This window comes from Microbacterium maritypicum MF109 (assembly GCF_000455825.1).
GTDB classification, from domain to species: domain Bacteria; phylum Actinomycetota; class Actinomycetes; order Actinomycetales; family Microbacteriaceae; genus Microbacterium; species Microbacterium maritypicum_A.
In genome coordinates this window covers 1-14,975 of record NZ_ATAO01000206.1, presented here as the reverse complement: position 1 = coordinate 14,975, position 14,975 = coordinate 1, and the positions used below count along the sequence as shown (strand labels likewise).

15 protein-coding genes are annotated in these 14,975 nt (G+C 68.7%); 6 read left to right on the top strand and 9 right to left on the bottom strand.

Annotation, left to right across the window (positions count from 1 at the left end):
• Window positions 1–37: 37 nt before the first annotated feature.
• The 4 genes from ilvD to L687_RS34365 form a co-directional block, all read right to left on the bottom strand.
• Entirely contained in the window at window positions 38–1,756 is a 1,719-nt protein-coding gene (ilvD, locus tag L687_RS34380; protein WP_021200376.1) for a dihydroxy-acid dehydratase, read from the bottom strand.
• Between the two features lie 9 nt (window positions 1,757–1,765).
• Window positions 1,766–2,563 (bottom strand): trehalose-phosphatase, encoded by a 798-nt coding sequence (otsB, locus tag L687_RS34375; protein WP_021200375.1) that lies wholly within the window; start codon window positions 2,561–2,563, stop codon window positions 1,766–1,768.
• 78 nt (window positions 2,564–2,641) lie between these two features.
• Window positions 2,642–4,048 (bottom strand): alpha,alpha-trehalose-phosphate synthase (UDP-forming), encoded by a 1,407-nt coding sequence (locus tag L687_RS34370; protein ID WP_021200374.1) that lies wholly within the window; start codon window positions 4,046–4,048, stop codon window positions 2,642–2,644.
• A gap of 63 nt (window positions 4,049–4,111) precedes the next feature.
• The gene (locus L687_RS34365) at window positions 4,112–5,368 is read right to left on the bottom strand and encodes an MFS transporter (RefSeq protein WP_021200373.1); all 1,257 of its coding nucleotides are present in this window, start codon (window positions 5,366–5,368) and stop codon (window positions 4,112–4,114) included.
• 209 nt (window positions 5,369–5,577) lie between these two features.
• Here L687_RS34365 and L687_RS34360 point away from each other — a divergent pair, with 209 nt between their 5' ends.
• Together L687_RS34360 and L687_RS34355 are read left to right on the top strand one after the other, a co-directional pair.
• A complete protein-coding gene (locus L687_RS34360) occupies window positions 5,578–6,783 on the top strand; it encodes an aminotransferase-like domain-containing protein (RefSeq protein ID WP_021200372.1) in 1,206 nt (401 codons plus the stop codon).
• Window positions 6,784–6,792: 9 nt separating this feature from the next.
• The gene (locus tag L687_RS34355; RefSeq protein WP_021200371.1) at window positions 6,793–7,092 is read left to right on the top strand and encodes a hypothetical protein; all 300 of its coding nucleotides are present in this window, start codon (window positions 6,793–6,795) and stop codon (window positions 7,090–7,092) included.
• A 24-nt stretch (window positions 7,093–7,116) separates the two neighbouring features.
• Here L687_RS34355 and L687_RS34350 read toward each other — a convergent pair whose 3' ends face one another.
• From L687_RS34350 to L687_RS34340, 3 genes are read right to left on the bottom strand one after another with little or no spacing between them, the layout of a single operon-like run.
• Entirely contained in the window at window positions 7,117–8,301 is a 1,185-nt protein-coding gene (locus L687_RS34350) for an acetyl-CoA C-acetyltransferase (RefSeq protein ID WP_021200370.1), read from the bottom strand.
• On the bottom strand, window positions 8,294–8,962 hold the full coding sequence (locus tag L687_RS34345; RefSeq protein WP_021200369.1) for a CoA transferase subunit B: 669 nt from the start codon (window positions 8,960–8,962) through the stop codon (window positions 8,294–8,296). Before L687_RS34345 ends, L687_RS34350 begins: the two co-directional genes overlap by 8 nt.
• A gap of 1 nt (window position 8,963) precedes the next feature.
• Window positions 8,964–9,737 carry a CoA transferase subunit A gene (locus tag L687_RS34340; RefSeq protein WP_021200368.1) on the bottom strand — a complete coding sequence of 258 codons (774 nt, stop codon included), beginning with the start codon at window positions 9,735–9,737 and terminating at the stop codon, window positions 8,964–8,966.
• 104 nt (window positions 9,738–9,841) lie between these two features.
• Between L687_RS34340 and L687_RS34335 the strand changes: the two genes are divergently transcribed.
• From L687_RS34335 to L687_RS34320, 4 genes are all read left to right on the top strand, one after another.
• The gene (locus L687_RS34335) at window positions 9,842–10,627 is read left to right on the top strand and encodes an IclR family transcriptional regulator (protein WP_021200367.1); all 786 of its coding nucleotides are present in this window, start codon (window positions 9,842–9,844) and stop codon (window positions 10,625–10,627) included.
• Between the two features lie 35 nt (window positions 10,628–10,662).
• The gene (locus L687_RS34330; RefSeq protein WP_021200366.1) at window positions 10,663–11,100 is read left to right on the top strand and encodes a MarR family winged helix-turn-helix transcriptional regulator; all 438 of its coding nucleotides are present in this window, start codon (window positions 10,663–10,665) and stop codon (window positions 11,098–11,100) included.
• Window positions 11,097–12,326, top strand: coding sequence for an MFS transporter (locus tag L687_RS34325; RefSeq protein WP_021200365.1), 1,230 nt, complete (start codon window positions 11,097–11,099; stop codon window positions 12,324–12,326). Before L687_RS34330 ends, L687_RS34325 begins: the two co-directional genes overlap by 4 nt.
• Before the next feature lie 99 nt (window positions 12,327–12,425).
• The gene (locus L687_RS34320) at window positions 12,426–12,908 is read left to right on the top strand and encodes a YbaK/EbsC family protein (protein ID WP_021200364.1); all 483 of its coding nucleotides are present in this window, start codon (window positions 12,426–12,428) and stop codon (window positions 12,906–12,908) included.
• A 185-nt stretch (window positions 12,909–13,093) separates the two neighbouring features.
• Here L687_RS34320 and L687_RS34315 read toward each other — a convergent pair whose 3' ends face one another.
• Both L687_RS34315 and L687_RS43130 read right to left on the bottom strand, forming a co-directional pair.
• On the bottom strand, window positions 13,094–14,605 hold the full coding sequence (locus L687_RS34315; RefSeq protein WP_031207583.1) for an Ig-like domain-containing protein: 1,512 nt from the start codon (window positions 14,603–14,605) through the stop codon (window positions 13,094–13,096).
• A 142-nt stretch (window positions 14,606–14,747) separates the two neighbouring features.
• Window positions 14,748–14,975: hypothetical protein (locus tag L687_RS43130; RefSeq protein ID WP_235045235.1), on the bottom strand; the 228-nt coding region annotated here is incomplete at its 5' end.

The following is a 14,975-nucleotide window of genomic DNA, read 5'->3' as shown; positions in this document are numbered from 1 at the left end:
TGATCTGTGGAGGACGCCGGACGTCGGAGCGTCCGGGTCAGCCGGTGGTCGCTCCCTCGGCGGCGGACCGCACGAGGCGCGAGTACTTGGCAAGAACGCCTCGGGTGTAGCGCGGGGGAAGCGGCTCCCAGCCAGAACGGCGGGAGGCGAGCTCTGCCTCGTCGACGAGTAGATCGAGAGAGCGAGCTGCGATATCGACCCGTATCAGATCACCATCGCGCACGAAGGCGATAGGACCTGCGTCCACCGCTTCGGGTGCTATGTGGCCGATGCACAGGCCGGTTGTGCCGCCTGAGAATCGTCCGTCAGTCAAGAGTAGTACATCTTTTCCGAGCCCCGCGCCCTTGATGGCCGCAGTGATGGCGAGCATCTCGCGCATGCCCGGTCCGCCCTTGGGGCCCTCGTAGCGGATCACGATGACGGTGCCGGGCTCGATCTCCCCCTCGGCGACCGCGTCCATGGCGGCGCGCTCGCGCTCGAACACGCGTGCAGGGCCCTCGAACACGGCGGCGTCGAAGCCGGCGGTCTTGACGACAGCGCCCTCGGGGGCGAGGGAGCCGTGCAGGATCGTGAGGCCGCCGGTCGCGTGGATCGGGTTGTCGAAGGTGTGGATGACCTCGCCGTCGATCGGCTGCGGGTCGAGGTCGGCGAGGTTCTCGGCGAGCGTCTTGCCCGTGACGGTGAGCGCGTCGCCGTGCAACAGGCCCTCGTCGAGCATCGCCTTCATGATCACGGGGATGCCGCCGTGACGATCGACGTCGTTCATCACGTACTTGCCGAAGGGCTTCATGTCGGCGACGTGCGGGACCTTGTCGCCGATGCGGTTGAAGTCGTGCAGGCTCAGCTCGACGTCGGCCTCACGGGCGATCGCGAGCAGGTGCAGGACGACGTTCGTGGAACCACCGAGGGCCATCGCGAGGGCGATCGCGTTCTCGAACGCCTCCTTGGTGAGGATGTCGCGCGTCGTGATGCCCTGACGGAGCAGGTTCACCACGGCCTCGCCCGAGCGGTGGGCGTAGTAGTCGCGACGACGATCCGCTGCGGGCGGAGCCGCCGAGCCCGGAAGGCTGAGGCCGAGGGCCTCCGCGACCGACGCCATGGTGTTGGCGGTGTACATGCCACCGCAGGCACCCTCGCCGGGAGCGATGGCGCACTCGATGCGCTTGAGGTCCTCCTCGCTCATGAGACCGGCACGGCAGGCACCGACCGCCTCGAACGAGTCGATGATCGTGACGTCCTTCTCGGTGCCGTCAGAGAGCTTGACCCAGCCGGGAGCGATGGACCCGGCGTACAGGAACACGCTCGACAGGTCGAGGCGCGCGCTGGCCATGAGCATTCCGGGGATCGACTTGTCGCAGCCGGCGAGGAGCACGGAACCGTCGAGGCGCTCGGCCATCATGACGGTCTCGACGGAGTCGGCGATGACCTCGCGCGACACGAGCGAGAAGTGCATCCCCTCGTGGCCCATCGAGATGCCGTCCGAGACGGAGATCGTGCCGAACTGCAGCGGGTAGCCGCCGCCGGAGTGCACGCCTTCCTTGGCCCCCTGAGCGAGACGGTCGAGACTCAGGTTGCAGGGAGTGATCTCATTCCAGCTCGACGCGATGCCGATCTGCGGCTTGTCCCAGTCGGCGTCTCCCATGCCGACGGCACGGAGCATGCCTCGGGAGGTCGTGGCCTCGATGCCGTCGGTGACGACGCGGCTGCGGGGCTTGATGTCAATGGGCGCGCTGTGAGAGGGATCATGCGAGGACATGACGGAAGTCTATTGCCGACGAGAGGCGCGTTCGTCCGCCAACGCCTCCAGAAGCTCGGCGATCTGTTGTGGAGTGTCCACACGCAAGGTCGCGACGCTCTCCCCCGGGCCCACGCGCACGCCGAGGTCGCCTTCTCCGAGCACACGCATCGCGTCCTCGTCGGTCACATCGTCGCCGGCGAACAGGATCCCCGTGGCATCGAAGCGATCGCGGAGCGCGGCCATCGCGGCGTCCTTGCCCTCGGTGCGCGAGGAGAATTCGAGAACCCGGTGCCCGGAGCGCCGCCGCCAGTGCGGGAATCGCTCGGCGACGAGCGCGTCGATCTCGGCGAAGACGCGTTGCTCGGTCTCCCGGTCCGCACGGCGGGTGTGCACGCCCATGCCGAAGGTCTTGGGCTCGAACTCCGCACCCTCGTACCGTTCGATGATCGGCTTCGCCGCAGCCCAGAGCTCTTCCCGAGCCCCTTCTTCCGTCTCCTCGCCTGGTGCGTCCACGTCGCCCTCGCCGGGGAACCAGTACTGGGCGCCGTGTGAGCCGGCCAGCGCGATCGCGGAGTCGTCCGTGTGCTCGGTGATCACGCGAAGGTCGTGCATGCTGCGACCGGAGACGTAGGCGACGAGCGTGTCCGGCAGAGCGGCGAGGCGTTCGACCTGAACCGCCACCTCGGGAAGCGCCCGTGCCGCCATCGGGTCTGCGACCAGAGGAGAAGCCGTGCCGTCGAAGTCGAGGGCGACCACCAACCGCGGTGTGGCAGCCAGAGCCTGCAGGTCGTCGTCAGCGGTTCCGGGGGTCCAGGGACGCGTCACGGATTCTCCAATCACAGCGGTGGTTCTCGGCGGCTCCGGCGTGAGCCGCACGCTCAGTATCTCGGTCGTGGAGGAACGTCAGCGACCACGGACCTCGGAGAGCGCCGCCAGGAACGACGACGACCACGCGTCGACGTCGTTGTCCAGCACCCGACGTCGAAGCGACCGCATACGCCGCCCCTGCTCCGCCGGAGGCATCTCCACGGCCGTCATGATCGCATCCTTGAGACCCTCGATGTCGTGCGGGTTCACCCGGACCGCCTGCCGCAGCTCATCCGCGGCGCCGGTGAACTCGCTGAGCACCAGCACTCCGCGGTCGTCGACGCGGGTCGCGACATACTCCTTGGCGACGAGGTTCATGCCGTCCCGCAGGGCCGTCACCAGCATCACATCTGCGGCGAGGTACAGCGCGACCATCTCTTCGCGCGGATAGCCCTGGTGAAGATATCGGATCGCGGAATGGCCCATCGTGTCGGTATCGCCGTTGATGCGGCTGACCGCGAGCTCGATCTCGTCGCGCAGGTGCACGTACGCATCCACACGCTCCCGGCTGGGACTGGCGACCTGCACGAGCGTCACGTCTTCGACTTTGAGGCGTCCCTCGGCCAGCAACTCGCCGTATGCCTTGATGCGGTGACGGATGCCCTTGGTGTAGTCGAGCCGGTCGACACCGAGCAGGATGCGCTTGGGGTTTCCGAGGCTCGCGCGGATCTCCGCCGCCCTCGCGCGCACATCCTCGCGGGCAGCGAGCTCGAGATACGGGGTGGTGTCGATCGAGATCGGGAATGCCCGCGCCATCGCCGTTCGGGTGCCCTCTCCCTCGGGGACGGAGACATGGGGGCCCTTGACCTCGTAGCGCAGCCGCCGGCGTACGGCGGTCAGGAAGTAGGTGGCGTCCTGCGCGCGCTGGAAACCGATGACGTCGGCGCCGAGCAGCCCGCGCAGCACCTGGTCACGCCAGGGCAGCTGCGCGTAGAGCCCGTGTGCGGGGAACGGGATGTGATGGAAATACCCGATCGTGACATCCGGGCGCAGTTCGCGCACCATCTGCGGCACGAGCTGCAGCTGGTAGTCGTGAACCCAGACCGTGCCCTCCGGCGCCGCGGCATCAGCGGCCGCCTCGGCGAACCGTCGATTCACGGTGACGTAGGCATCCCACCACTCGCGGTGGTACTGCGGAGGAGCGATCACGTCGTGATAGAGCGGCCAGATCGTGTCGTTCGCGAAGCCCTCGTAGTACTCCGCCACCTCCTGGGCACTCAGCGCGACCGGAATCAGATCGATGCCGTCGGCCTCGAAAGGCTCCAGCTCGACGTCGGCCTGACCGGGCCAGCCCACCCAGGCTCCGTGGACACTGCGCATCATGGGTTCGAGGGCGGCGACGAGTCCGCCCGGAGAGGTGCGCCAGGTCTCCTCACCATCAGGCCCCACCACGCGATCCACGGGCAGGCGGTTGGCGACGACGACGAAATCTGCTGCGGCCACGAGGGCTCCTCCCGGGGGTTTCCTCCAGGCTATCGAGGAACGCGGATTTCCGCGGATCGTCGCTCAGGCCTTGACGAGAGCCTCCCGGCGCCCCACACCAGTCAGGAACCAGTTGGCCAGGCCCGCCGCGAAGGCGATGAACGCCGCGATCATCGGCAAGAGAAGCGCCGCAGGAGTGCCGACGTTCTCTGCGATCTCACCGGCGAACGCGGCTCCGATCGACTGACCGACGACCACACCGGATCCCAACATGGTCATGACGGTGGCCGAGCGTCCGCGCGGACTGCGGGCGGCGCCGAAGCTGTACTGCGTGACGAGGGTGGGTCCGATGCCGATTCCCATGATCGCGAGCGCCAGCATCATCGTGCCCGGTGTGTCGACGAATCCGAGCAGAAGGGTGCCCGCCAGCAGGATGCCGGAGAAGACGAGCCATCGCGCCCGCATCGAGAAGGCGGCGGGAAGCCAGGCGACGCCGAGCGCGAGGATGGCGGAACCGACGCCCATGACCCCGTAGAGGAGCCCGGCCTGCTCCGGCGCGCCGCGATCGGCCATGAACGACGTCAGCGAGGTGAGCATCGTGCCGAAGAAGATCCCGACTCCGAGGATGCCGAGGACGACGATCAGCAATTGCGGGCGGAACAGCTCGGAGACGGCGGACGGCGCCCTGCCGTCGGCGTCGCGGTCCTGCGACACGTGTCGACCGCTGGGGTGCAAAGCGAAGGCACCGACGAAGACCACCGTGAGCACGGCCGCGCCGACCAGAGGCGCCCACGGCGCGATGGCCGACGCGAGGATACCGACCAGGAAGGGACCGAAGACGAACACGGTCTCGTCGGCCGCGGACTCGTAGGCCATCGTGCCCGACACCGTCTTGGCGCGGCGAGCCACGGCCATCCGTTCGTTGATGATCGTCACCAGCCGCGAGCGCGAGAGCGGTGCGACCTGCGGGGCGGTGGCTCCGATGCCCACTGCGGCCAGCAGCACGAAGCCGTCTGCCGCGGTGCCATAGACCACGAACGTGAAGAGCAGGAGCATGGCGCCGTTGGCGAGGGCGAGCACCATCAGGACGACGCGCTGACCGAAGCGGTCTGCGGCGGCGCCGAGAAGAGGCCCGAAGCAGGCCGTGCCGAGGCCGACGGCTGCGGAGGTGAGCCCGCCCAGGGACAGGGAACCGCGGGCGGACACGACCACGGTCAGGACGCCGACCACCATCATGGCGAACGGCAGCCGCGCGATGAAGGCGATCAGGAAGTAGGGCAGACCGGCGAGACGCAGAAGGCTCGGCTCGGTGAGTGGTGGGATTGCTGTGGCGCGTGTCATGGCTCTCGCGCGTCGAGGACGCGATGTCGGGTGCCGCCGCTGTCCGTCGGAATGCCGACGGCCGGTAGATACACGGGGTGCGGCCGCGGGCGAGCCGCGACCAGGCCATGATAGCGGGTCGGCCCGGGGAACAGCAGGGAAGCCGGCGCCTCGGGACGGGTCTAGTCTGGGCGACACCCGCCGAACGACAAGCGCAAGAGGAGTCCCCGTTGCCCACTGCCCCGCAGCCCGCCGCGCCGATCCTCTCCCTCCCGTCGCGTTCACAGCGTGCCGGCAGTGCCAAGACCTCGCCGGTCCGCGACCTGCTGGCCCTCACCGCGCGCCCCGAGGTCATCTCGTTCGCCGGCGGGCTCCCCGCGCCCGAGCTCTTCGACGTCGAGGGCATCCGCGCCGCGTTCGATGCCGTGCTCGACTCCCCGGGGGTGCTCCAGTACTCCACGTCCGAGGGAGACCCGGGACTGCGGGACGCGGTCGCCAGACGCTATTCGTCCGACGGGCTACCCACCGCGGCATCCGACCTCATCGTCACGACGGGGTCGCAGCAGGGGCTGGGGCTCATCTCGACGACGCTCGTCGATCCCGGCGACACGATCCTGGTTGAGGAGCCCTGCTACCTCGCAGCGCTCCAGACGTTCGCGCTGGCCGGTGCCCGCGTCGTCGGTGTCCCCTACGTCGGCGATGACCTCGACCTCGACGCACTGGACCGCCTCGCCGCGCACCATGGACCGAAGTTCTTCTACACCGTGCCCACGTTTCAGAATCCGACCGGACGCACGCACGATGTCGAAGCACGACGCACGATCGCCGCGATCGCGCAGCGCCGAGGCTTCCGGATCGTCGAGGACGAGCCGTACCGCCAGTTGCGGTACTCGGGGGATGCCCTCCCCTCGCTCGCCGCGTTCGCCCCCGAACATGTCATCAGCCTCGGCAGCTTCTCCAAGGTGATCGCACCCGGCCTGCGCATCGGCTGGATCCGCACCACGGCCGACATCCGCTCGTCGATCACGATCGCCAAACAGGCGGCCGACCTGCACACCTCCACGATCGACCAGGCAGCGGCCGCCCACTACCTCGCTTCGGGTCGCGGCGAGCTCGCGCTCTCGCGCATCCGCGAAGCGTATGCCGCTCGTCGCGACGCGATGCTGGAGCTGCTTCCCTCCGCGCTCCCGGACGGAAGCAGCTGGAACCGACCCGACGGTGGCATGTTCGTCTGGGTTCGACTCCCCGAGGGACGGGACGCCGCATCGGCGCTTCCCGCAGCGCTCGCTCACGACGTCGCTTTCGTGCCGGGCACGTCGTTCTTCTCCGGTATCCCCGACGAACGCACCCTCCGCCTGTCCTTCACCACATACTCCCCTGCCAGGATCAGGGAGGGCTTGTCAAGGCTCGGTGCGACCTGGGGTACGGGAAGGTAGCGTGGGGGCATGCGCTACCTCTTCAGCACTGGACTTGTCGCTGCGATCTCTGCCGGGGTCTCCCTGCTGCGCGGCACGCGCGAGCAGCCGATCACCTGGCGCGCCGTCCTGTCGTGGGTGAGCTGGGGAATCACGATGGCACTCGCGGTCGGCGCCGTCGTCGACATGAACCGTGAGCGCCGCGGCGTCCTGGTCGACGCCGACTCGCCCCAGTCGGTCAAGAAGGCGAAGAAGGCCCAGCGACTGCAGTTCCGGTCGCAGAAGGCTCTCGCCGACACGCAGGACCACGCGAAGGACGCTCGCCCCTGACGTCCTCCCCGCCCGAGACTCTTGTCACCGGGTGAGGATGAGGGCTTCTCCCTGACCGCCACCGCCACAGAGGCCGACGGCGGCCGTACCGCCACCTCGACGAGCGAGCTCATGTGCGACATGCACCACGAGCCGGTTCCCCGATGCGCCGATCGGGTGGCCGATGGCGATGCCGCCGCCATGGATGTTCACGATGCCCTCGTCCAGGCCGAGCTCCTCCTGCGAACGGGAGACGACAGCGCCGAAGGCCTCGTTGATCTCCACCAGGTCGAGATCGGCGGGCGCGATGCCCTGCTTCTCGCACGCACGTTCGATGGCACGCGCCGGCTGCGCCTGCAGCGAGTTGTCGGGACCGGCGGTCTGACCGCTCGCTCCGACGGTCACGAGCACGGGCCATCCCTTGGCGTCCGCAGTCCGTCGTGTCGTCACCACCACAGCCGAGGCACCGTCGGAGATCGGTGACGAGTTCCCCGCCGTGATCGAACCTCCCTCTGCGAACGCGGCACGCAGTCCCGCGAGGGTCTCGACGGTGGTGTCCGGACGCACGCCCTCGTCCCTCGTCACGCGCACGGGCTCTCCCCGACGCTGCGGCACGTCGACGGCGACGATCTCCTCGTCGAAGAGACCTGCCTCCTGCGCTGCCGTCGCCCGCTGATGCGACAGCGCGGCCACCCGGTCCTGCGCTTCACGGGTCAGTCCGAAGCGCGCGTTGTGCCGCTCGGTGGACGCGCCCATGCTCTCCCGGTCATACGCATCCGTGAGGCCGTCGTATGCCATGTGGTCGAGAACCTCGACGCTGCCGTACGCCCAGCCGTCGCGCGATCCCATGAGCAGATGGGGCGCGCGCGTCATCGATTCCATCCCGGCGGCGACGACCACATCGGCGTCGCCGGTGCGGATCATCCGCGCCGCGTCGATGACGGCGGTCAAACCGGACAGGCACACCTTGTTCACGGAGTGCGCGGGAACGTCCCACCCGATCCCTGCGCCGATGGCCGCCTGACGCGCCGCGTTCTGCCCCGACCCCGCGGCGAGCACCTGGCCGACGATGACCGCGTCGACGTCAGCCGGATCGATCGAGCCCTGCTCCAGCGCACCTCGGATGGCGAAGGAGCCGAGCTGAGGTGCGGTGAACGCGGCGAGCTGCCCCTTGAGGCGACCCTGAGGCGTGCGGGCGGCGGCGACGATGACGACATCGTTCTCAGTCATGGTCTGTGGTCCTTCCGGTGAGGAGAGTGCGGGAGATGGTGAGCGGTGGTTCCGTGGCGGCGATGACCTCGTCGACCGTGACGCCCGGCGCCGTCTCGACGAGCACCAGGCCTTCGGCCGTCACATCGACCACGGCGAGGTCGGTGATGATCCGATCGACGACACCGCGACCGGTCAACGGCAGCGAGCATTCGTCGACGATCTTCGCGGAGCCGTCCTTGGCCACGTGCTCCATGAGCACGATGACGCGGCCGGCTCCGTGAACCAGATCCATGGCGCCGCCGGGACCCTTGACCATCTTGCCCGGGATCATCCAGTTCGCGAGGTCGCCTCTCACGGAGACCTGCATCGCTCCCAGGATGGCCGCGTCGATCTTGCCGCCGCGGATCATGCCGAAGCTGGTCGCGGAGTCGAAGAACGCCGCTCCGGGGAGGGTGGTGACCGTCTCCTTGCCGGCGTTGATGAGGTCTGGGTCGACAGCGTCCTCCCGCGGGTAGGGACCGACGCCCAGGATGCCGTTCTCCGACTGCAGGACGACCGTGACCCCGGGCGGGACATGGTTGGGTACGAGGGTGGGCAGGCCGATGCCGAGGTTGACGTAGGCGCCGTCCTCCAGCTCGATCGCCGCGCGGGCCGCCATCTGCTCACGGGTGAGTGACATCTCAGGCTCCTTCCACGGCGACGGTCCGCCGCTCGATGCGCTTGGGGATGTCAGTGCCCACCTCGACGATCCGGTGCACGAAAACGCCGGGGAGGTGGATGTCGTCGGGGTCGAGCTCGCCCGGCTCCACCAGCTGCTCGACCTGCGCGATGCAGATGCGACCGGCCATCGCGGCGAGCGGATTGAAGTTGCGCGCGGCCTTGTTGAACACGAGGTTGCCGTGTCGGTCGCCGCGTGCCGCGTGCACGAGCGAGAAGTCGGTGGTGATCGCCTCTTCCAGGACGAACTCCTTCGGCTGCCCGTTCACCGCGAAGACGCGCACGTCCTTCACCGGCGAGGCGGTGGCGATGGTTCCGTCGGGGTTGTACCGACGCGGCAGCCCGCCTTCGGCGACCTGCGTGCCGACGCCCGTCTGGGTGTAGAACGCGGCAATCCCCGAGCCGCCGGCCCTGAGCTTCTCTGCCAGGGTGCCCTGCGGGGTGAGTTCGAGTTCGAGTTCGCCACTCAGGAACTGACGTTCGAACTCCTTGTTCTCCCCCACGTACGACGAGGTCATCTTGCGGATGCGTTGGGCGGCGAGCAGCACGCCGAGTCCCCAGTCATCCACTCCGCAGTTGTTGCTCACCACGCTGAGGCCCTTGGTGCCCTGCGCGAGGAGAGCCTCGATCAGGGCGATCGGGTTCCCGGACAGGCCGAAACCGCCGACGGCCAGCGACGCTCCGTCCTCGATGTCGGAGACGGCAGCCTCCGCAGACTCCCATTGCTTGTCGATCACGTCGGCTCCTTCGATTCCGTGCTCACCCCAGCATCCGCCGAAGAGCCGTCTGCGGGGAAGCCAGATCTTGCGATGTGGCCGAACACGGAGGTAGCGTCCACATTATGGAACCCGCCTCTTCAGTACCCGGCACGCAGGCGATCGCGAGGGCCGCGCGCCTGCTGCGCCTGGTGACCGCGGCCGGCTCGGACGGAGCCTCTTTGCAGGAGCTCGCCGTCGCCGCTGAGCTCTCGCGCTCCACTGCCCACCGTCTTCTGAGCGCCCTCAAGTCGGAAGGTCTCGTCGATCGCGACGGCGCGAGCACGCGATGGATGCCCGGGCCGGAGCTGTTCCTCATGGGATCCGTGGCGGCGGCGCGCTACGACGTGACCACGCTCGCCCGCGACATCGTTCGCTCCCTCGCGGTCAAGACCGAGGAGAGCGCGTTCCTCTCCGTGCGACGGGCGGACGAGACGGTGTGCCTGCTTCGCGAGGAAGGGTCGTTCCCGATCCGCTCCTTCGTGCTCAGCGAAGGGGTCCGCTTCCCTCTCGGCGTCGCCAGCGCCGGACTCGCCATCCTGGCGTTCCTCCCCGACCACGATGTGGATGCCTATCTCGACCGCCACCCCGAGCTGGAGGGAGCGTGGGGGCGCGCGCACGGTCAGCTCCCCCTCCGAGCACGCCTCGCCGAGACCAAGGAACGGGGCTATGCCGTCAACCCCGGCCTGATCGTCGAGGGCAGCTGGGGGCTGGGCGCTGCGGTCTTCGATCGCGCCGGACGTCCGGAGTGGGCATTGAGTCTGACCGGCGTCGAGTTCCGCTTCGGCCCGGACCGGATGGCCGAACTCGGTCGCACGCTCCTCGCGCACGCGCACCAACTCTCCGCGAGGATCGCCAGCACCAGGCGGTGACGACCATTCATACCAACCGGTATATACTCGTTGGTATGAATCGCGTCGATGTCATCCCCTCTCTGGTGCTGTCGGGGTACGCGCTCGGCCGCATCGCCGCTCAGGACGCCGGAAACGACGCACCTGCGGCGCAGTGGCGAGTGTTGAGCCTCCTCGAACAGGCAGGCGCGAGAAGGGTGGGTGAACTCGCCGCGGCCGCCCGCACAACCCAACCCGGCATGACCCGTCTCCTCGGCGGCTTGGAACGGGAAGGACTCGTGCTCCGCTCCCCCGATCCCGACGATTCACGAGCGACGGTCGTCGACATCACTCCACGGGGAACCGCCGCCCTCGCCGCCTGGCGCGCCGAGTTCCGTGACACGCTCGCCCCGCGCTTCGCCGCGCTGAGCGACGAGGAATGGGCTGCCCTCACGCGTGCGGCGGAGATTCTCGCCGCGCACACCGCCACTGATCGAACAGGAGAATCTCGGTGAACACCCCCGCCACCCCCTCGGTGTGGAAGCAACCGGCCCAGGTGTGGGCCGTCGCATTCGCGTGCGTCGTCGCCTTCATGGGCATCGGCCTCGTGGACCCGATCCTGCCCGCGATCGCGGAATCGCTCCAGGCCTCGCCGGTCGAGACCGAGTTGCTGTTCACCAGCTACCTCCTCGTGACCGGGCTCGCGATGCTCGTGACCAGCTGGATCTCGAGCCGCATCGGCGCGAAGGCCACCCTGCTCATCGGATTGGCGCTGATCGTGGTCTTCGCCCTGCTGTGCGCCCTGAGCGGCAGTGTCGACGCCGTCATCGGTTTCCGGGCAGGCTGGGGCCTCGGCAACGCCCTGTTCATCTCGACCGCGCTCGCTACGATCGTCGGCGCCGCGTCAGGTGGCAGCAGCGCCGCCATCGTGCTCTACGAAGCGGCGCTCGGCCTCGGGATCGCCGTGGGCCCTCTCCTCGGCGGACTCCTCGGGGAGCAGAGCTGGCGCGGCCCGTTCTTCGGCGTCGTCGTGCTGATGGCCGTCGCATTCGTTGCCGTGCTCGTGCTGCTGCGGGGGCCCGGGGAGAAGCGGGTTCCCGTGAAGTTCTCCGCGCCGTTCGCCGCGCTGCGGCGTCCCGCACTGGCGGTCCTCGCGATCACAGCGCTGTTCTACAACATCGGCTTCTTCGTGCTGCTGGCGTTCTCGCCGTTCCCCCTCGGCTTCGGCGCGATGGGAATCGGCTTCACGTTCTTCGGATGGGGCGTCGCACTCGCCGTCACCAGCGTGTGGGTCGCGCCGATCCTGATGCGCCGGATGCCCCGCACGCGCGTCATCCTCGTCGTGCTCCCCCTCCTGGCGATCGACCTCGTCGCCGCCGGCCTCCTGGTCGCGAACGCCGCTGCTCTCGTCGCCTGCATCGTCATCGGCGGGCTCCTGCTCGGCGTCATGAACACCGTGCTCACGGAGGCCGTGATGGAGGCCACGGATCTTCCGCGCTCCGTCGCCTCCTCGGCGTACTCCGCCGTGCGATTCCTCGGCGGTGCGATGGCTCCTCCGATCGCGGCGCTGCTGTGGCACGCGTTCAACGCGACGGTTCCCTACCTGTTCGCCGCTGCCTCGGTGCTGCTGGCCGCACTCACGGTGTTCCTGGGACGCCGAGTGCTCGCGCACATCGACGACGAGCCTGCGGACGCGACGACGGAGGACGCCGCGGCTATCCTCGTGGGCGACGCCGCCTGAACCGGACCTGCGACGTCGGAACGGCCAGCGGAGCCCGCTCCGGCGTCGCAGCCTGCACCCTCTGGATCCGGCAGCCTGCGCCTTGGATATCGTGGGGCGATGAGCGAAACGCCTTCCCTCCCCGAACGCAGCCGTCTCGTGCATGAGCATCTCGTGGACGCCGGCGTCGAGACAGCGATCCGTGTGCTTCCGGACTCCGCACGCACAGCCGTGGAGGCCGCTGCGGCGATCGGGTGCGACGTCGCGGCGATCGCCAACAGTCTGGTGTTCCTCGCCGATGGCGTCCCCGTCCTGGTTCTGACCAGCGGCGGTCACCGCGTGGAGCTCTCCACCCTGCGGGCGAGCATCGGCGCGGACGACGTGTCCATGGCGCCCGCATCCGTGGTCCGCTCGGCGACCGGCCAGGCGATCGGCGGCGTCGCGCCTGTCGGGCACCCCGCGCCGCTCCGCACGTTCATCGACGAAGCACTGCGGGACCATCGAGAGCTGTGGGCGGCCGCGGGCCATCCGCACACCGTCATGCCACTGACGTTCGACGAGCTCCGCCGTATCACGGACGCGACGGTGATCGCCGTCGTCTGACTCCCGGGAACGACCTCACGGAGAAGGATCTCGCGGAAGACCGGAGAGCCTTTGCTCTCCCGCGCGCGACGAAGCCGGTACGACGAAACCGGTACCGCGGAGCAGGAGACTCCTCGGCACCGGCCTCGTCCGGTGGATCAGTCGTCCGATGGACCAGTCGTCCGATGGATCAGTCGTCCGATGGATCAGTCCTGGGCCGCGCGCGAGCGCGCCCGGACCGCTCCGAGAACGGTCAGAGCGATGCCGAGCAGCAGCGCAGCGGCGCCGCCCCAGAGCATCGCGGCGGGCACATAGCCACCGGTGGTGGCCAGCGACGACCCACCCGTGAGTGGCAGCTCGGTGGGCGGAGTGACCGCGGTGGGCGGTGTCGGCGGTGTCGTCGGCGGAATCACGGGCGGCGTCGTCGTCGCGGTGTTGGTGAGCGTGACCGCGAGTGTCGTACCGGAGCCGACGGTGAACTGCGCTCCGCCGTCGGCCACGGAGTGCACATCGGGTCCCGAGAACACGGGAACACCCCAGTCGACCCCCTCGACCGCCGGTGGCGTGAGTTCCACGAGTGTGACGACGGTCCCCGTGGGCAGCTGGATGAGCGGTGCGGTCGCCCCCGCCGTGACCGTGACGGTGCGCTCGACGACCGGGTCGCCATAGCTGTAGCGCACGGTGTAGACGGCATCGGCCGGTACCTCAGACGAACCGGAGCCGCCGACGACCTTAGTGAGGGTGAATGCGCCGGTGGCGTCGCCGTCTCCGCTTCCCCCACCGGTGACAGACCACACCTCCCTGTCCTGGAGCTTGATCCCGTTGACGTCGGCGGTGTTGGCGTAGGTGGCACCGTCGACCTGCGAGCTCGGCACCGTGAAGTACTTGACGAAGTACATCCGCGTCGGGTCGATCGGGCCGGGGATCACGAGGTGGAAGGCCGTGCCGCCGTCGTTCCATGATCCGGTCCAGTTCGTGATCGACTGCGGATCCCGATCCTGCATCGTCGTGCTCCATACCTCGAGCTGCTCATCCTCGTTGTGATGTTCGGCGAATCCGTCGCCCGCCCCGGTCAGGGTGTCGTCGACGACGATCGACTCCGCGCCCGCGAAGCTCGCACCCGGCAGCGCCAGCTGCCACGCGATCCTGCCGTCATCCGTCTGCCACGACCACTTCTGCGGTTCTGTGGGCAGCGGCGACGACGGTCCGATGCCGCCGCCGGGAATCTCGACGGGCGTGATGGTGCCATCGACGGTGAACTCCACCGTGCTCTCGGTCGTCTGCTCATCGGCGGAGGCGACGAACCACAGGGAGCCGCTGACCCCGGTGCGCCCGTTCACGTAGTCGGTGAGCGTGCAGGTGACGACCGGTGCGGCGTCGGTGCTCACGGTGCACTCGGCGATCGTCTTGCTCGGATCCTCCGCAGAGGGTACCGAGAAGGATGTCCCCGCCCGGGCGAACTCCTTCGGCAGGGTGAACCCGAAGGTCTGTCCACCGACCGCGCCGTCCGGCACCGACCACTCGGCGTCGACCCGCACCTGGTCCCACTGCGAGACCGCTCCGCCGCCCCCGACCGTGGTCACGGTGATCGACGAAGGATCGATGGCCGCGGGATAGTCGTACTCCGCAGCTGAGGCGGCTCCCGCACCGGCCAGTGTGATCACGGCGCCCAGCGCTGCGGCCGCAGCGGCGATGATCGCGGTTGTCTTCCGGCGCACGACGGCGCCACCGTTTCTCTCGTACAAGATCTTCCCCAGTTCTTGATGTAGCCCATCCCGTCGGCGCTGCTGCGAAGCAGTGAGGCGTCCGAGGGCGCGAGGCATGTGTCCCCATATGAGAGACGGCGGCGGGCTCGATCCATTACGCGATACCGCAGAATCCGTCGCGCTCGTCGCTCGGACACACGATGACATCGCCGTCGTCACGCGGGGCGAGCACGGCCGACACGTCGAGGAGAAGCGGGCGGAAAGGTTCGCCCCATCGGGGAGCAACCGGGAAAACAGAAAAGCCTCGGTAGATGGCGAGATCTACTGAGGCTGTTCCGTGCACCCCCTGGGACTTGAACCCAGAACCCACTGATTCAGAGTC

Excerpts from the sequence above, each read along its gene's own strand:
- ilvD (WP_021200376.1), bottom strand. The coding sequence starts at position 1,756 with ATGTCCTCGCATGATCCCTCTCACAGCGCGCCCATTGACATCAAGCCC.
- L687_RS34365 (WP_021200373.1), bottom strand. The coding sequence starts at position 5,368 with ATGACACGCGCCACAGCAATCCCACCACTCACCGAGCCGAGCCTTCTG.
- L687_RS34355 (WP_021200371.1), top strand. The coding sequence starts at position 6,793 with ATGCGCTACCTCTTCAGCACTGGACTTGTCGCTGCGATCTCTGCCGGG.
- L687_RS34350 (WP_021200370.1), bottom strand. The coding sequence starts at position 8,301 with ATGACTGAGAACGATGTCGTCATCGTCGCCGCCGCCCGCACGCCTCAG.
- L687_RS34345 (WP_021200369.1), bottom strand. The coding sequence starts at position 8,962 with ATGTCACTCACCCGTGAGCAGATGGCGGCCCGCGCGGCGATCGAGCTG.
- L687_RS34335 (WP_021200367.1), top strand. The coding sequence starts at position 9,842 with ATGGAACCCGCCTCTTCAGTACCCGGCACGCAGGCGATCGCGAGGGCC.
- L687_RS34330 (WP_021200366.1), top strand. The coding sequence starts at position 10,663 with ATGAATCGCGTCGATGTCATCCCCTCTCTGGTGCTGTCGGGGTACGCG.
- L687_RS34320 (WP_021200364.1), top strand. The coding sequence starts at position 12,426 with ATGAGCGAAACGCCTTCCCTCCCCGAACGCAGCCGTCTCGTGCATGAG.